The organism is Streptomyces griseofuscus (assembly GCF_014673495.1).
Taxonomy (GTDB): Bacteria; Actinomycetota; Actinomycetes; order Streptomycetales; family Streptomycetaceae; genus Streptomyces; species Streptomyces murinus.
The window spans coordinates 1716895-1732317 of the sequence record NZ_CP051006.1 but is presented as its reverse complement, the minus strand read 5'-3'; the positions used below and the strand labels follow the sequence as shown (position 1 = coordinate 1732317).

The window sequence follows — 15423 nt, the reverse complement described above, 5'->3', positions numbered from 1 at the left end:
GGGCTCGAAGCCAGGAAGACGTAAGGCGTCAGGTCCCAATGCTCACAAGTACGGTTCAGTCCCGCACTCGAACAGCCCGGCAATGCTCCGAGAAGCCGCGCCGGTGCCGCTACCAACGAATTAGGGTCCAGGCAAGCCAGGCCGATCTCGTTGAACCGGTGGATCACATCCCGGACGGTGTCCTCGTCGGCCTGCACCAGCTTCGCGATCACCGGGACCCGGTTCCCGCCGGCAGAGGCCAGCAACATCATCGCGCGCCGATATCGCACCGAACTGGTGCTGCCCCGGCGCACGATCTGTTGCAGCTTCTGCCCCTCCTGGTCGGTCAATCTGCGCACACAGACAGGCTCAGCCACCACACCCCCAGCGATCGGACAGACGAATGCCACCGCCCATCCAACCGCCACGACCACCAACCCGGTGAACCTTCCCGGTCAGAGCACTAGGTGGTTTCGTTTGGATCAGCGGGCGGACCACAGGAAGATGCCGGCGATGTGGAGTCCGGCCAGGTAGATGGTCGCGGTCTTCTCGTAGCGGGTGGCGATGCCGCGCCACTGCTTGAGGCGGTTGATGCACCGTTCGACGGTGTTGCGCTGCTTGTAGGTCTCGCGGTCGAAGGCCGGTGGTCTGCCGCCCCGGCTGCCTCGGCGCAGGCGGTGGCCGCGTTGGTCCGCCGGCACGGGGATCACCGCACGGATGCCGCGCCTGCGCAGGTGCTCGCGGATCGCCCTGGACGAATACGCTTTGTCCGCCAGGACCACATCCGGCCTGGTGCGCGGCCGGCCACGCCGTCGGGGAACACGCACGCGGGCCATGACATCGGTGAAGGCCGGTGCATCGCCTGCCTGTCCGGCGGTGAGGACGAACGCCAGAGGCCGGCAGCGGGCATCGGCCGCGAGGTGGATCTTCGTCGTCAGTCCGCCGCGGGACCGGCCGATGGCGTGGTCAGCCGGTTCGCCGGCCGGGGCCCCTTTTTGCGGGCTCCGGCCGCATGCTGGTGAGCCCGCACGATCGTGGAGTCCACGGACACAGCCCAGGCCAGATCCTCGTCGGCGTCGGCCTGGGCCATCAGCGCGGTGAAGACCCGCTCCCAGGTGCCGTCGACGGCCCACATCCGCAGCCGGTTGTAGACGCCACGCCAGTTGCCGTACTTCTCCGGCAGGTGCACCCACTGCGTTCCGGTCTGGAACTTGAACGCGATCGCGTCGATCACCTCCCGGTGATCCCGCCACCGGCCGCCCCGCTTCGGCGTCCGGTCAGGGAGCAACGGCTCGATCCGCGACCATTGCACATCAGTTAACGGCACGCCCAGACCAACGATCGACTGATCCAAACGAAACGGCCTAGGTGACGGACGGCCCCTTCGCCGGCACCTTCAGCACCAACCTGTTCAGCGGCGCGGGCAAGTGCACCATCGGTCCCCCTTCGGCGGCGTGAAAGAAGCCGACTCCACCGGCCAGGAAGCCGGACGCCGCCGGAGCGATGCCCAGGGGAAGCTGACCTTCCTGACCTCGCGCCGGGCATCTACCGGCTCAAGCAGACGGGGTCCGGCAGCCCGCTCTACGAGGTCGCCGCGGACCAAGACGTCATCGTCACCCCGGGCAACGCCACCCGGCTGACGATCACCGACCCGTTCAGGGCCGCCAAGGCCCTCCTGCAGGCCAAGGACGACAAGACCGGCAAGCTCCTGCCCGGCGCGACCGTGAACATCGGCACCGGCACCTCCACGCTGCTCACCCTGACCACGGGGGCAAACGCCCAGAGGCTGCAGGTGGCCATGTCATGCCAGCTCGGAAACAGGCACTGAGGCTGGGCAGACACTCAGTGGCCTGGTCACCAGACGGCAAACGTCACCCGAACGGCCGCATCGCTTCCACGCCGGGCGAGCCCCCTTCCTTCGTTCGGCCCAGTCTGACAGGGAGTCTGTGCCACCGCGTTCCCGTGATCACTGCTCCACCGGGAGGCGTCATGGTCGTGATTGCTTTGCTCCTGCCGGTACTCCTCGTGCTCATGCTGTTCGGGCTGGACGCCCTGGAGAACTTCTTGTTCCCCCAGCGGCTGCGAGAGCCCCGGAAGGACGGCGGAGAACCTCGAAAACCGCTGTGATCTGTGCGGCAACCAGCCAGACCGGTGGCAGGAACTTCAGGAACAGGCACTCAACTTGTTCTTTAAGGTCGGACCCGCTGGCGAGATGCGGCCGCGGGTTACCAACCGCCCCGAGCAAATCCGATGGCACCGACAACCTACGGCGACAAGACTGCACCGGTGAATACCCTGCCACCGCCGCCCGACCCGCTCCTCCTGCCGGGACGAGACCCGCGCGCCCGCGACCTCGTTCTCGACTATGCGGAGATGCACGCTCTGGTTGCCGACCTGGTGCTGCCCGGCGGCGCGTCGATGTACGTCATGAGCGCGTTGGAAACTTCCCGCGAGCTCATCCGGCACTCCTACTACCGGTACGAGTTCGCCACCGTCGCCGTCACGCATTCCCTGTTCGCCCTGGAGCACGTCCTCGCTGAGTGTCTGGCCACGAACGAACCGCTCCACGTCCTCATCGAGCGGGCCACCGACGCCGGGCTCATCACGGCCGAGCTCGCCATCGAACTCGACCGCAGCCGATTGCTGCGCGACAAGCTCACGCAGGGCGCCGAGTCAAGTGCCGCCCTCCGCCCGGTCCGGGCCGTCGCAATGCTGCGTGCCGTCTTCGATGCCGTCTCCCTGCTCCTTCGCCCACCGTCCGCGGCAGAGGCGACAGCCGCCGACGTGGGCGGAGCACAGCCCGAAGGAGGACTCGCCCGTTTGTGGGAGGACCACCTGCGTGCATTGTTCCCCGACGGCTTCCGCGGTGTGGACTTCGACGGCGTGGATCTGGTCCTCCTGGACGCCGACGTCGCCGGCCTCGTGCAGAGGGAGCTGAAGGGCGGGCTCGACGGCAGTGGCATCGCCTACCTCTGGGGCTGCATCGCCGACCTCGACAAGATCGTTCCTCTGATCAACGAGGAGTACTGCGCCTCCTACTTTGCGAATCTTCGGACGATGGCCCAGGTCGCAGCAGCGCCCTACGTCCCCACCGCGACGTGACCACCGAGGTTGAAGCAAACGGTCTCCCACGGCCTCGTCAGGGTCTGGCTCGGTTCCGTTCGATGATGCTCTCGGGTCGCTTGACCGTTTTGCCCACGTCGTAGCGGGTGGCGGGTCGCTGGTTCTTCGAGCCGAGGGGTCTGCCGGGGCCGGGCCGGGTGGGTTTGGGTGCACGGGCCGGACAGGGCAGGTGGGGGCGGAGGTTCCTGAACCCCCGGCGGACCCGGGCCGGGGTGAGCCTGTTCGGTTCCACCGGTCTCTCCCAGGGGCGGCGGATGTCCTCCGCGAGTGGCCGGGCAAGACGGAGCTGAGTGTGCGCGACGACGATCAGCCACGTCCAGCGGTCTGCCGCTTCTGGGGTACGGAGCTTCGGGCGGGTCCAGCCGAGCGTCTGCTTGATCATCCGGAACGTGTGTTCCAGGTCGAATCTCCGGAGGAACGCCTGCCAGCGCAGATCGACATCAGTGCCAGTCATTCCGGTGGCGGAGGACCACAGCCAGAGCGGAAGCGGGTCACCGCCGCCGGGTAGGCGGTCGACCTGCAGGCGGATCAGCGTTCCCTCGATGATGGGCAGTTCGCGGTCGTGGTCGATCCAGGCGGAGCGGGTGGTGAGCCTCGGGTGGAGACGGTCCCAGGCCATCGCTTGTGCGGTGCCGTAGCGGTCGGTGACCTGGACGGTCGCCGCATCGGGCTCGCCCCAGGTCTCGGGTTTGGCGAAGCGGAACTCCTTGCCGTGCTTCGGCGGCCGCCCGCCTCGGGGATAGGCGTTGGCGTACTCCAGCTGTGTGGGTGTGGGCCGGCGCATGACGCGGTCCGAGCGCATCCGGCCCAGGATCTCGACGGGCAACCCGTCGAGAAGGTGGGCCATGCGCGGGGCGTCGTAGCCGGCGTCGAAGACGACGAGGATGTCCGGATCGCCCTCGCGCCACCGACCGTCGGCGATGAGGTCTTCGACCACGCGGCGGACCTGGACGGCGGTGACCTCGGCGACGTCGTCCTCGGGCCCGAGCCGGACTGCGTCCAGCAGCTGGCACCAGGAGGTGCGGCCTGATTCGAGGGCGGCGACGAACGAGTACGGCCAGCCGGGGATCATCAGGTGCTGGTCCCGGCCTCGGCCGAAGGTGTGGCAGAACAGGCGATCCGGGCTGCACTCGGCGTCGGGCCGCAGCCAGTTGGTCACGTCCACGGCCAAGACGAGTCGGTGGTCGGCGGCCTGTGGCTGCGGCAATGCGGCAAGCGTCCGCCGCAGCCGGCCGACGTCGATACGGCCTTCGTTCAACGCCGCGTACAACGCGCCGTGCCCTCGGCGATGCTCGGCCAGCAGTGTCAGATCCACCGGCGTCCTCACCGGCCCGTCCGCACACAGCAGGGCGTCCGTCAGCTCGAACAGTTCGTCGCCATACGCGCGCAGGCACGCGTAGAAGTCATCTCGGAAGTGTGACGCCACAGCGAACGCATCCCGCCCGGCATCGTGATGCAGCAGACTCATTCCCCCACGGCCTTCGTGCTGGTCAAGTGCCTCTTTCGTCGGAGCACAGGATCAGGCGAAGGCCGTGTTCACGTCCCCGGAATCCACGTATGAGCGATCACGTTCGGGGCATCGTTCGAGGTCAGACCTTAAAACACAAGCTCAATCCCGACGCACCTTGCCTCATCCAGCGGTGGAGCGGGTACATCTGGGAGCCTCACGGGTACGTGGTGAACCTTGCTGAGGCTCAGCGCCTCCTGCGCCCGCGCGATGGAGAGCGGCCGATCGCACCGCTCCCCAGCCTCAACCGCTCGTGCCCGTTAGTGATCTTGGCCTCGGTACGCTGACCCTGTTCGGACCGGCGTTCGCGGTCGGCCCGAACAGTTCTGCTTGGGGCCGGGTGCCGCGACGTGCACGGCGCCGGGAGCCCGGCCGGTCACCTACGGGGCGGGGATCTCCCTGATGATGCGCGAGGTCCAGTCGCACCAGAGCAGGCCGGGCAGGAAGGGGCCTCCGGCTTCGTCGAGGTGGTCCTCCACGTACGGGATGGTCGCGTCGCAGACCTCGAAGGCGTTATCGAAGAGCTGGATGGTGTCCGGGTTGGCGTGGAAGCTCCAGCGCGGGTTGTAGGCGGCTGGCCGCTTGACGATCCGCGTGATCACGTGGGGCCGGTCGGTGGTCTCGCCGTGGACGAGTTCCCGTGCGTGCTTGATGTCCCCGCTCTCCGTCAGCTTGATGACGAACTGCTCCCGCGTGATGTCGGTCATCACGAAGTACGCGGGAGCCTCGGCGGCGGCGCGGGTTGACTGGTTGCTGAGGGCGCTGGCCTGAGAGGGCTGTGCTGCTGCGAAGGACAGCATGGCGACGGCAGCCAAGCCGGCCACCTTGGTGAACATGCGTCGCATGGAGTTCTCCCCTCGGTTCCGGGCGTCGTGCAGTCCACGACAAGCCACGGAAAGTATTGGAGCAGTTACACAAAGTGCATCTGTGGTAGAACGGATGTCGCGAGGGTGACACCGGCCCGCCAGTCGCACCCTGGTTGGATGCGCAGGCGGCGGAAGCCGTGCGGGCAGATGCCGCGATGCTGCCCTCGGCTGCGGCCGACGGTTCCGGCGACGGCGGAGATCTTGCCGAGCAGGGCAGCGGTGTGTGGCATCGCTGCGGATTCCGTCGACTAGTTAGGTTCTGTCCTACCTTTCTACGCGAGGGTCTGACCTGATCATTCGTAAGATCGGAGGGCCTGGGGCTCTGGGTACGGCTCTAGGTTCTGAGCCGCTTCGATGGCGTAAGAGACTTGGCCGCTCGGAGCCCCGCGACGACTCGATCGCCAATTGGGAGACGCGACTCGATCGCTGCTGTAGGACAACGTCGGCGAGGTCGTCTGCGGGTGACGGGTGTGACGGCAAGCTGGCGGAGGTGGCCGTGCCCAAGATTTGGGCCGGAGTGGACATCGGCAAGGAACACCACCACTGCGTGGTGATCAACGCGGACGGACGCCTTCGTGCACGTACGAGGCACCGAGGACCCCAGCGCCAGCCACGCTTGCGCCCCCGGAGACTGCCGCGCATGTTCAGTTGAAGTCCTCGGTACCGGCTCCTACGACGAAGCCCTTCGCGCCGCAGCAGCCGTTCTCGGACTGATCCAGGCGGTGCGGTTGGCCTCCGTCCGGTTCCCCGCGTCGTTCTTCTGGCCCACCCGCGACTGATGTCCCCCGACTGCAGTTCGCCGGGGGCAGACAGGAAAGATCGCGGAAAGACTGGCCAACGGGCGCGAGGGCATGTCAACGTAGACGACCTTGCAAGAAAACCCAGGTCAGAGAGGTGATTGCCCGTGACCGTAGCCCCTTCGGGTCCCGGTTTCTCCACCACCGTCGAAGCCCTGCGACCGCGGGAGTGGCAACTCGGTCCCGGCCAGCCGACCGTGGTCATGGACCAGTTCTCCGCCGAGGACTTCCACCTGGTCGTCGATGACCGTGCGGACGTACACGTCAGCAGCAAGGACGGCCGGTTCTACCTCGGCTGGTTCCCGCTCGGCCGCCCCGGCACGGATGGCGAGGGATGGAAGATCGCTGTCACCGGGACCGCCAAGGTCCGCGGCTACCACGTGTCGTTCGATACCGAGACGCCGGCCGACATCGTCGCCGCCGCCGTCGCGCGTGTGCTGGAGACCTCGCGCCGCCTCTGACAGCGCGGACACCGACACGTAGTCCCCGCCTTGTGAGTGCTGGCCGTACCGAAGGTCGGCCCGTTCCACCGCCCGCGTTCCCCCTGAAGTCCAGGAGGCTGTCCGTGACGACCCCCGAGATGACCGTCGGTGATCTCATCGACCTGTTGTCCGGCTGCGACCGGAGCGCTCCGGTCCGCCAGGCCATGAACCCCTACTTCCCGATGGCGCACCGCTTGGCGCAGGTTGTGCAGTCGGTCGACGAGACCGGCCGGACCGTCGTCTACCTCGCCGAGGGATCGGACCCAGACGCACAGCTTGGCCACCTTCCACCGGAGGTCGCCATCGAGCTGACGTGGCAGGGCCCCGTCCAGGCGCCCCCGCGCCGCCCCCGCCGCCGCGCCGGCGGCAACTAGCCCCACACCGAGCCCTTGGAGGCGCCCCTGTACCCCAACCTCCCGCCCGGCCCGTCCAGCCCGTGCGGCGGCCAGCCCGCGTTCTGGGTCGGTCCCCGGCACCTGGCCGGTGACGATGGACGGCTCTACGACGCCGTCGCCGACGCGCTCGGCGGCCTGGGCTGGACGAGTCTGACGACCGTCCGTGGACGGCATGAGCCGGACGAGGCCCCGGAGGACCGCCAGGTTCTGCGCAGCACCGTCCTGCATATCAGCCCCGACGCCTTGCGCTGGGCCCAGTGGAGTCTGGCGGACGAGCCGTTCCACCTGGGGGAGCTGCCGATCGCCTGGCAGATCTCCGCCCGAGCCGAGGCGAGCAGCCCGCTCGCCCAGTGGTCGGCCTACTTCACCCGCGATGTCCCCGGCGAAGCGGTGGTCGACTTCCTCGTCGCGCTCGACGCAAGCCACCAGCCTGCCGTGCCGCTCGCCGGACCCGAGCTGGTCCTCGACGCTGTCGCCGCCCACGGATGGCTCCGCGACATCGACCAGCCCCAGGCGGCGGCGACGGACCCGACGTTCACCTCGCACATCAGCCTCGGCGAGGTCCCGCCCCTCATCCAGGACACCGACCCGCGGGCCCTGTCCGCCGAGGACGACGAGACGGGACCAGCTGGATGGCAGGCGTGGGCCGAGCCCGCGCTCGGCGCACCGTGTCTGTGGGCGGCATCGTTCGCCGCGAGCGTCCCGCACGATCTCGTCGCCGCCTTCGCCGCCTCCCTCAGCTCGACCGCACCGGTCCTGCGGAGGGTGCTGCCCGAGGCCACCCGGGAGCGCCTCCTGCGCGCGCCGGCCATCTAACGCCCAGCTCGTATTTCTCGACGATCGCAGTCCGGCACCCCAGTTGGGGTGCCGGACTTTCTTGCTTCCCGAGCGTGTTTTACGTACAGCCCGCCAGGTCCGAGCCTGGGTACCAGGCCAAGCCGCTCGCGCCGCTCGACGAGCCACTCAGTAACGCACGGCTGCCCCCGACCTGCGGTGGTCGGGGGCAGCAGCGTGGCGTGCACGCGGGTCAGCCCGTTGGCGTGGCTTTGGCGAGGGCCTTGTCGAGGTGGCGGTCGACGAGGGCCGGGGAGCCGGAGACGACCAGCAGCAGGTTGCCGTCGCGGATCGCGGTCTGCTTGACGACGGTGCTCCGTCCCCCGGCGGTGAACGTCAGGAGCTGGCTCCACTGCTCGTCCCCGAGCTGGGGTGCGGGCAGCTTCTGCGAGGTCACGTCGATCGGGGTGCCGTCCGGGACGACCTGATAGGTCGGGCAGCCGGTCATGGCGTCGAAGATCCGGGTGATGCCGTCGGAGAGCTTCTTCGCGCTGTCGCTGTACAGCTCCTCGGAGATCTCCAAGGAGCTGCCGCCGTAGGTGAAGTCCGCCTTCGCCTTGTTCGGGAAGGCGAGCGTGCCGCCAGTCGCTGCGTCCCCGCCCAGCTCGCTCAGGGCTGGGCAGCCGATGACGGTGACGTCGTCGTGCTGGGCCGGACGCTCCGGCTTGGGCAGGTAGCCGCTGCCAAGGTCGCTCTGGTCGAGCAGGCGAGCCCCGAGCACGGCCGGGTGCTGGACGGCCTCGGTCGGCTTTCCCGTACGGGAGGAGGACGTTTGGTGCTTGGAGCCGGTGGTGGCGGTGGAGCAGGCGGGCACGGCGAGGAGGACGGCGGTGATGCCGAGTGCGGTGGTGGCGACGCGAACGCGCATGACGGAACTGACCCCTTGAGGCTAGGCGACGGGTGGTCAGTGCGGGCCCGCGGGCCCGGTGGGGTCGTAGGAGTGGTGGTCAGTGCCCGAGGTGGCGCAGACAGTCCTCGAACGTCGCGAACGTCCCGTCCGCCGGTCCGGAGTGCCGGTTGTACCAGGCGGTGTCGATGCGGGTCTCCAGCTGCTGGTGGCCGGCCCGGCAGCGCAGCCAGATCTCGCCACGGGTGGAGAGGATGAGCCAGTCCCGGTACGCGCCGCACTCGGCACAGACGGCCATCTCGCCGTCGAGAACGAGGGGCTGCGCCCAGGGCATCATCCTGCCTTCGACCTGGTCGTGGCTCGGCACGCGCAGTTCCGGCGGAAGGAAGTCGTCCACGACGGCGGCCGGCTCGGCGGGCTCCGGCCCAGGCGCCGGGCTTCCGAAGCCGGGCGGGACCTGGCCCTGCAGCTGCGCGTGCAGCTCGGCGAACTGCCTCTGAGCCTGGCTCGGCTCCTTGGCCCTGCGGCGTATGCGGTGAAACACCCTGGCGTTCTCCTCAGCCTCGTCATCTCGTCCTGCGCGCTTCATGATCGTGCCCCGCGCCATCGGTTGTTTCAATTCACAACGCCCACAGTGCTTCCGGCCAGGTCAGCAGGGCGGCGGTGCTGTCACGACGTGCCTGATCGCACGTCGTTGTCCCGGCATCCGGCGGCCTACAGGGTCTGCCGCGGGCTCTCTTCTGCGCTACGTCGTCCGCCGGGTGCGGAGGGCCTGGTGGTCGTCCCGCGTGTCGTGGACCGGTTCCCTGCCGTGCTGGCCTCGGGCAGGTGGGAGGCGTCGGCGGGCAGGTCGGCGGTCCGCCGTATCCGCCACACGAGCACGTCGCTGACGGAGTCAGCAGTGTCGAGTTCGCGCCGTGCGGCAACGTCGGCCAGGAGGGCAGCCGGGTCGTGGCCGGCGGCTTCGGCCTCCGCGATCGTCGCGGCCAGGGCGTACCAGCCGGGCTCGGCGAGGATCTGCTCGGCCAGCTCCGGCAGCGCCTCGCGCAGCAGCACCGTCTGCCGCTGGAGCATCGGCCGGCTCAGACCCCGGCCGCGCTGGTAGAGCACACCGAGCGGCTGGGCGGCGGCGGCCCGGTAGGCGGTGCGCAGGTGCTCGGCGGCGCGGGCGGCGGCCTCGGCCTGCTGGGCGTGCCCCTTCCTGGCATGCCAGTGCGCGGCGGCGGTGATCAGGAAGAACAGCATGTCGATCGCCATCGCCGTGGTGGCGCCGTCCTCACCGCGGCCGAGGGCCGGGCCGCCCTGGACGAGATCGCGGGCGGCCTGCCGCAGGGCTCGATCGTGCCCGCGTACGGCGCGGATGTGAGAGCGCGAGGCCCGTTCGAAAGCCGTCGCCGCGTCGCATAGTTCGCGGCGGGTGTGGGCAGCTGAGGTCGTCGCGAGGGCGTCCAGGACCTCGCCGACCGCGGCGATGTGTGCGGCGGCCACCCCGTCCTCGCCGTGCTCGACGACGAACACGGCCTGCCACACCGCCGACGCCGTCCCGCGGCGCGCGGAGGCCGGACCGCCCGGCCCCGTACGGATCGCCTCCTCCCCGGCGGCTGGAACGTCCTGGGCCCCACCGGTCCAGCGCTCGCGGATGCGGGGCAGCGACAGGTCGGGGGCAAGGCGGACGCCGGGAAAGAACACCGGCTCGCCGTCCTTGTTCAGGTCGTCGGGCAGAGCGACCTTGTATCCGAGCAGGTCGCCGGAGGGCGCGACGCGCTTGCGGATCAGGAGGCCGGCGGCGGCGAGCCGGTCGAAGAACTCCTCGTCGCTCCCCGCACCGGCCACTGCCCGCCGTACGGCTTCGCGCAACTCCTCGCGTGCGGTGCGCTCGCGGCCCTGGCGTTCGGCCTTGTGGCGTTCGGCGCTGGTGGGCCGCTTCGCCGCGGTGCCGTCACCCTTGTTGAGGCGCCGCAGACCCAGCTCCGCTTCGAGGGCGCGGGCCTCGGCGTGGACGCGGTGAGCATCGTTGTCGAGGTCGGGTTTGTACCCGTCTTCGCGGACGAGGGTGGCGACGATGTGGATGTGGTCGTCGGCGTGCCGCACAGCAGCCCACCGGCAGCCCGCTCCAGCCGCGGGGTCGTCGATCCCGGCAGCGGCGACCATCCGGCGGGCCACGTCCCCCCATTCCTCATCCGACAGGATCCGGTCCTCGCTGCCATTGCGCACGGACAGATGCCACACATGCTTCTTCGGGCGTTGCGAGGGGTCGATGTTCTCGACGGGCTGGTCCAGGAGCTGCTGGAGCTGTTTGAGGGTGGCGGTGGCGTCGCGGCCGGGGTCGGGAGCGTTGTGATCCCAGGAGGCGACGAGGTGGGGGTCGGTGTGCTCCTCGGACTTGCCCGGCCCGTAGAGGTAGTACAGGAGGCCGGTGGTCCGCTGGCCGCGCTTTTGGATCCGGGGAATCATGCTGCTGGCCTCGACTGGTTGATCAACGGGGATGGGCAGTGGGAAGCAGGCGTTCCACGCGCGCGGTGCGGGAAGTGCTCACGAATGAGTTGGATATCGTCGCTTGCCGCGCTGCTTGGAGTTCTGCTGGGGGCCGGTGCGACGGCCCTGGCGGACCGGCGGCGTTGGCGTCGGGAGGCGGTCACGCGCCTGCTGGAGCTACGTACGGAGCTGTACGCCGAGTACTTGGTTGCGATGGAGGACACGGGCAGGGACCTGCTGCGCGTGCTGCAGACCACGGAGGTTGAGGAACGTGAGATGGCGGCTGCAGCTGCGTTCGCCGGCTTCAATCTCGGCGGCACGCGCCAGCGAATCCATGTCCTGGCTCCACTCGACGTCGTTCGGGCAGCAGACGAGATCTTTCGAGGTCTGCGACGTGCGAGCGAATACGTGGCCATCGCGGATGCACAGGCCACCCCGGCGCTCCTCGCGCTGAAGGACGAGGTCGGCACGCTGCGCGACCGGTTCCAGGAAGCTGTTCGGCGCGACATCCGAAGCCTGCTGGCTGGCGGCGCCTCGTGGTCTGCATGAGCAACTCGGTCAATCCTGTGCCAGCAGCCGGTCGGTGAGGGCCTGCACGCGAGCGACCGCTCGCTGGACCGCCGAAACGACGGCGTCGAGTTCCGCGGGTTGTCCGCCGCTGTTGAGGACGCGTGCGACCTGATTCAGGTTGTTGCCGACCTGCCCGAGATGACGGCGCGCGGCGAACAGCTCGACGATCAGGTCCCGGTGACCTGCAATGACCGCACCGGTGTTCTCGGCGTCGTCGGCGGCGGCGAGACCGGCGCGCACTAGGTAGGCGGGCAGGGTCTTGCGCGAGGTACGTGCTGCGGTGGTCAGACGACTCCACTCGTCGTCGTTGAGACGGACGTTGCAGATGCGCGCACGCTTGGCCCTCTGGGGGGAGCGCTTACGAGCGGTGGACGCTGGAGCGGTGCGCGCTTCGCTTCGCGGCTGCTCCTCCACCCCTGGCTGCGATCCGCCCTCGGTCGCCGCCTGACGGTCCAGCGCCCCCCGGTGCTGGACCGCTCCCGCCACCCCCGGGGCGGGAGATGGCCAAGCTGCCTTCCCCGACGGGGAAGAGTAGCTTGGCCGATAACTTGCTCGCCCCGAGACCGAGTTGGAGTTCGGCGAACGGTCGTCTGGGGCGGGGGTGGAGCGCGGGGCCGTCACTGCCCGCCGCCTTGGGTGCTGTGGATGACCTCCAGGATTTCGAGCACGAAGTCGAAGGCGTCCTCCGAGTCGGTGAGGTGATGAACGCGCTCGGTGGGACTGATCTGGACGAACCATTGCCCGTCCGGGCCGTCGACGGCCGAGTGGAGGAAGCCATAGGTCAGGAAGGTGTGCATGAACGCCCAGACCAAGCGGTCCTCGAAGCGGTCGGGTGCAGACGAGGTCGTCATTGAAACTCCTGTGCACGAGAGGGGGGTGGCCCGGCGCGAAGCCGGACCACCGTGGATGGATAGGGCCTTTGTGCTGCTGCTTTGGCCGGTTCAGCCGCACTCGGGGCAGCGCCCGACGTGGCTGCTGAGAGCGCGGGCCATGCGCTGCTTCGCCGAGGCGGCCTGCTTCGCGCTCGACTTCGCCGCCGGCCTGCCCGCGTGCCGCTCGGAGTGAGCGAGCATGAAGCCGATCTCGCGCTCGTACTCCGCGCGGACGGTGTTGAACTGGTGGCAGGTCTTCATCGGACGTTGCTCCTTGTGGTGGTGATGTCTCCGTTGCGCAGCTCCTGGAGGACGAGGCCGAGTCGGTCGTTGCCGACCCCCGTCAGGCCCTGGCGGCGGATGATCTCGCGCAGCTGCACCCGGGTGATCGCGGCGTTGCCGTCCCGTTCGAGCAGGGCGGGAACGTGGGGGCGTACCTCGTGGACGAGCTGGCGCTCAGGCTCGCCCAGCTCGCGTGCGCGCTCCGTCTGGCGCGAGCGGGACCGGGCACGCAGGTCCTTGTTATTCGTGCGAGGTTTCCGGACCGACTTCCGGCGGAGCGGAACCTTGTGCCCTCGGTCCTGGGTGGTGTCGGTCCCGGACTCGCTGGTGGTCGGTCCTCGGTCCTGGGTGGTGTCGGTCCCGGACTCGCTGGTGGTCGGTCCTCGGTCCTGGGTGGTGTCGGTCCCGGACTCGCTGGTGGTCGGTCCTCGGTCCTCGGTGCTCTCGGTCCCGGACGTCGCGAAGTTCGGTTCCCGGCAATTCGCGCTCTGAGCTGCTGCTTCGTGTGCGTTGCGGTCGGGCTTCGTGTCTACTGCGTCCGGCTCTGCGGCTTCTGGATCGCTGGGACCGGTCCCCGGCACAGCACTGTCTTCAAGGCCGTTGGTCGCCGCGAGCGGCCCCGTTCCGTCTCCCTCGGTCCCGGACCCGACCTCCGCCTCCGGAGCCGCTTCACTGGGGACCGGTCCCGACGCGGTCCCCGGTCCTCGGTCCCGGACCGGCTCGTCGGAACTGTCGGGACCGGAGGCGGGGACCGCCGCCACATTCGGGTCCGGCTGTGGGAGGACCGTGGCCACCGACGCGTTGCCCGCCGGGGACCAGGGAGAAGGGAGGGAGACCGTGGCGAGTGCGAGAGCGTGTCGCCGGGCGGCGAGCTGGTCGAGCAGCTGTGCCCGCTGGAGCGGATCGGTGCCGACCGCGGCCCTGCCGACCGCCTTCGACAGGCGTCGGGTCAGCCGCCGGCCGCGACGGTTTCGCTGCTGCTCGGGAGTGCGCTCGGCGAGACGGGCGGCGAGTGTGACCGCTCGGGCGGTGGCCCGGTCCCGGGTGATCTGCGCGGCGTCGCGGTCCCGCGCGGCGATGCCCAGGCGGGACAGCAGCCGCTCGCGTGCCTCCCGGCCCAGCACGGCAACCAGCCCGTTCGACGCGGCACCGGGGGCGCGCAAACGCAGTTCGATGCCCATGGCCAGGTGCCACAGCATCGCGGCCATGACTGGTCCGACGAAGGCGCGGACGGTGCCGCCGATGGGGCCGCTCTCGGCGTAGGCGGGGATCACCTGCACCGTGGTGATCACCCAGACCAGCGTGCCCGGCAGGCCGGGGGCGCCCTGGGCAGCCAGGTTCTGCCGTGCCATCAGTGCGGTGGCGAACAAGGCGAGTTCGGCGGCGGCGAACATACCGGCGCGCTCGGCGGTGCCGGCCATATCGAGGTAGTCGGCCGCGAAGCGCCACGAGGTGTCGGCGCTGTAGGCGGTGCAACCCAGGGCGGCGACGGCGGCGACCTTGACCGCCGGGCCGCCGAGACGTTTCTGCGGGCGGGTTCCCCGGTGCCGGATGGCCCAGGCGGTCAGCGCGAGGGCGGCGGGCACGACGGCGGCGAGGACGAGGGGGAGGCCCGAAGTAGCACCGAAGGCGAGGACGGGGTGGGTCATGCTGCCTTTCCGAGAAGGGCGTGCGCCGGGGTCGACGCTGCCGGGCGGCCTGCCGGCTGCTGAGTGCCGGAAACTGCGGGTGCGGGGGTGCCCTTGGCCTTGGAGGTCTTCTTCCGCTTCTTCTTGGAGCGGGGCACGCCGTAATTGCGATCGCGGTCGAAGACCTTGTTGGCCGCTTGGCGGAGCAGGTCGCGGGCGTGCTTGTGGCTGATCTGCAGGGCGCCGGCGAGCCGGTCGGGCTGCCAGCCCCGGACGTAGGCGTGGTCGATGACGACCTGCCGCTCGGCCTCCGTCAGGTGCACGTCGCGTCCCTGGAAGACGGCGGTCACCCGCCGGTAGTCCAGGCGTCGGTGCAGGTTGTCGTGGAGCGGGCGTCGCTCGGCCTCGGTGAGCCCGCCCCAGACGCCCTCCTTGAGGACGTTCTCCAGAGCGAAGTCCAGGCACTCGCGGCGTACGGGGCACCAGCCGCACAGCTCCTTCGCCTCCGCGATCTCCTCGTGATCCCGGGGACCGGGGAAGAACACGGCGTCGGCGTCCTCGACGTCCATGCCGTGGCACGCTCCGCGGGTGTGCCAGCTGGTGTCTCCGATGCCGCGCAGGCCGGTGGCCGGCGTGTCGTGGGTGGTGATGTGGCGCAAGGCGGGTCTCCGATGTGCTGCCGCGCCGGCCGGTTACGACAATGCTCGGCGGCTGCGGCGTCGGGTGCCAGCTGCGGCGCTGGGCGTGCGCCGCAGCCCGTGCGGGA

17 protein-coding genes and 3 pseudogenes are annotated in these 15423 nt (G+C 69.6%); 8 read left to right on the top strand and 12 right to left on the bottom strand.

Annotation, left to right across the window (positions count from 1 at the left end; genetic code table 11):
- Window positions 1-122 precede the first annotated feature (122 nt).
- Both HEP81_RS07625 and HEP81_RS07620 read right to left on the bottom strand, forming a co-directional pair.
- Window positions 123-356, bottom strand: a pseudogene (locus HEP81_RS07625) (helix-turn-helix domain-containing protein); the annotation flags it as partial.
- Between the two features lie 105 nt (window positions 357-461).
- Window positions 462-1321, bottom strand: a pseudogene (locus HEP81_RS07620) (IS5 family transposase).
- Between the two features lie 124 nt (window positions 1322-1445).
- Between HEP81_RS07620 and HEP81_RS41370 the strand changes: the two are divergent.
- The 3 genes and pseudogenes from HEP81_RS41370 to HEP81_RS07610 form a co-directional block, all read left to right on the top strand.
- A pseudogene (locus tag HEP81_RS41370) lies at window positions 1446-1753 on the top strand (hypothetical protein); the annotation flags it as partial.
- A gap of 215 nt (window positions 1754-1968) precedes the next feature.
- Window positions 1969-2106: a hypothetical protein gene (locus tag HEP81_RS07615; RefSeq protein ID WP_167739910.1), complete on the top strand. Its 138-nt coding sequence runs from the start codon at window positions 1969-1971 to the stop codon at window positions 2104-2106.
- A gap of 246 nt (window positions 2107-2352) precedes the next feature.
- On the top strand, window positions 2353-3081 hold the full coding sequence (locus HEP81_RS07610; protein ID WP_243279240.1) for a hypothetical protein: 729 nt from the start codon (window positions 2353-2355) through the stop codon (window positions 3079-3081).
- A 37-nt stretch (window positions 3082-3118) separates the two neighbouring features.
- Here HEP81_RS07610 and HEP81_RS07605 read toward each other — a convergent pair whose 3' ends face one another.
- Complete coding sequence (locus HEP81_RS07605; RefSeq protein ID WP_037664675.1) at window positions 3119-4570, bottom strand: NF041680 family putative transposase; 1452 nt, start codon at window positions 4568-4570, stop codon at window positions 3119-3121.
- 89 nt (window positions 4571-4659) lie between these two features.
- On the opposite strand from HEP81_RS07605, the gene HEP81_RS41365 reads away from it, so the two are divergent.
- Window positions 4660-4896, top strand: coding sequence for a DUF6087 family protein (locus HEP81_RS41365; RefSeq protein ID WP_243279316.1), 237 nt, complete (start codon window positions 4660-4662; stop codon window positions 4894-4896).
- A gap of 93 nt (window positions 4897-4989) precedes the next feature.
- Here the strand turns inward: HEP81_RS41365 and HEP81_RS07600 are convergent, their stop codons facing one another.
- On the bottom strand, window positions 4990-5454 hold the full coding sequence (locus HEP81_RS07600) for a BP74-related protein (protein ID WP_037664229.1): 465 nt from the start codon (window positions 5452-5454) through the stop codon (window positions 4990-4992).
- A gap of 925 nt (window positions 5455-6379) precedes the next feature.
- On the opposite strand from HEP81_RS07600, the gene HEP81_RS07595 reads away from it, so the two are divergent.
- The 3 genes from HEP81_RS07595 to HEP81_RS07585 all read left to right on the top strand — a co-directional run bounded on the left by HEP81_RS07595 (window position 6380) and on the right by HEP81_RS07585 (window position 7965).
- Entirely contained in the window at window positions 6380-6733 is a 354-nt protein-coding gene (locus tag HEP81_RS07595; protein ID WP_037664231.1) for an SPDY domain-containing protein, read from the top strand.
- Between the two features lie 104 nt (window positions 6734-6837).
- Window positions 6838-7128, top strand: coding sequence for a hypothetical protein (locus HEP81_RS07590; protein ID WP_037664232.1), 291 nt, complete (start codon window positions 6838-6840; stop codon window positions 7126-7128).
- Window positions 7129-7143: 15 nt separating this feature from the next.
- Entirely contained in the window at window positions 7144-7965 is an 822-nt protein-coding gene (locus tag HEP81_RS07585; RefSeq protein WP_037664234.1) for an SPDY domain-containing protein, read from the top strand.
- Window positions 7966-8176: 211 nt separating this feature from the next.
- Here the strand turns inward: HEP81_RS07585 and HEP81_RS07580 are convergent, their stop codons facing one another.
- The 3 genes from HEP81_RS07580 to HEP81_RS07570 all read right to left on the bottom strand — a co-directional run bounded on the left by HEP81_RS07580 (window position 8177) and on the right by HEP81_RS07570 (window position 11284).
- Window positions 8177-8851, bottom strand: coding sequence for a hypothetical protein (locus HEP81_RS07580; protein WP_037664235.1), 675 nt, complete (start codon window positions 8849-8851; stop codon window positions 8177-8179).
- Window positions 8852-8930: 79 nt separating this feature from the next.
- Entirely contained in the window at window positions 8931-9374 is a 444-nt protein-coding gene (locus HEP81_RS07575; protein ID WP_037664260.1) for a hypothetical protein, read from the bottom strand.
- A 170-nt stretch (window positions 9375-9544) separates the two neighbouring features.
- Window positions 9545-11284, bottom strand: coding sequence for a relaxase/mobilization nuclease domain-containing protein (locus tag HEP81_RS07570; protein ID WP_037664237.1), 1740 nt, complete (start codon window positions 11282-11284; stop codon window positions 9545-9547).
- A gap of 84 nt (window positions 11285-11368) precedes the next feature.
- Between HEP81_RS07570 and HEP81_RS07565 the strand changes: the two genes are divergently transcribed.
- Window positions 11369-11854: a hypothetical protein gene (locus tag HEP81_RS07565; RefSeq protein WP_037664239.1), complete on the top strand. Its 486-nt coding sequence runs from the start codon at window positions 11369-11371 to the stop codon at window positions 11852-11854.
- 9 nt (window positions 11855-11863) lie between these two features.
- Here HEP81_RS07565 and HEP81_RS07560 read toward each other — a convergent pair whose 3' ends face one another.
- The 5 genes from HEP81_RS07560 to HEP81_RS07540 all read right to left on the bottom strand — a co-directional run bounded on the left by HEP81_RS07560 (window position 11864) and on the right by HEP81_RS07540 (window position 15316).
- Entirely contained in the window at window positions 11864-12289 is a 426-nt protein-coding gene (locus tag HEP81_RS07560; RefSeq protein WP_167739899.1) for a plasmid mobilization protein, read from the bottom strand.
- Between the two features lie 203 nt (window positions 12290-12492).
- Window positions 12493-12726, bottom strand: coding sequence for a hypothetical protein (locus HEP81_RS07555; RefSeq protein WP_037664242.1), 234 nt, complete (start codon window positions 12724-12726; stop codon window positions 12493-12495).
- A gap of 90 nt (window positions 12727-12816) precedes the next feature.
- Window positions 12817-13008 (bottom strand): hypothetical protein, encoded by a 192-nt coding sequence (locus HEP81_RS07550; protein WP_031102856.1) that lies wholly within the window; start codon window positions 13006-13008, stop codon window positions 12817-12819.
- A complete protein-coding gene (locus HEP81_RS07545; protein WP_190275956.1) occupies window positions 13005-14678 on the bottom strand; it encodes a prolipoprotein diacylglyceryl transferase in 1674 nt (557 codons plus the stop codon). Before HEP81_RS07545 ends, HEP81_RS07550 begins: the two co-directional genes overlap by 4 nt.
- Window positions 14675-15316, bottom strand: coding sequence for a WhiB family transcriptional regulator (locus HEP81_RS07540; protein WP_037664247.1), 642 nt, complete (start codon window positions 15314-15316; stop codon window positions 14675-14677). The genes HEP81_RS07545 and HEP81_RS07540 overlap by 4 nt, the downstream gene beginning before the upstream one ends.
- Window positions 15317-15423 lie beyond the last annotated feature (107 nt).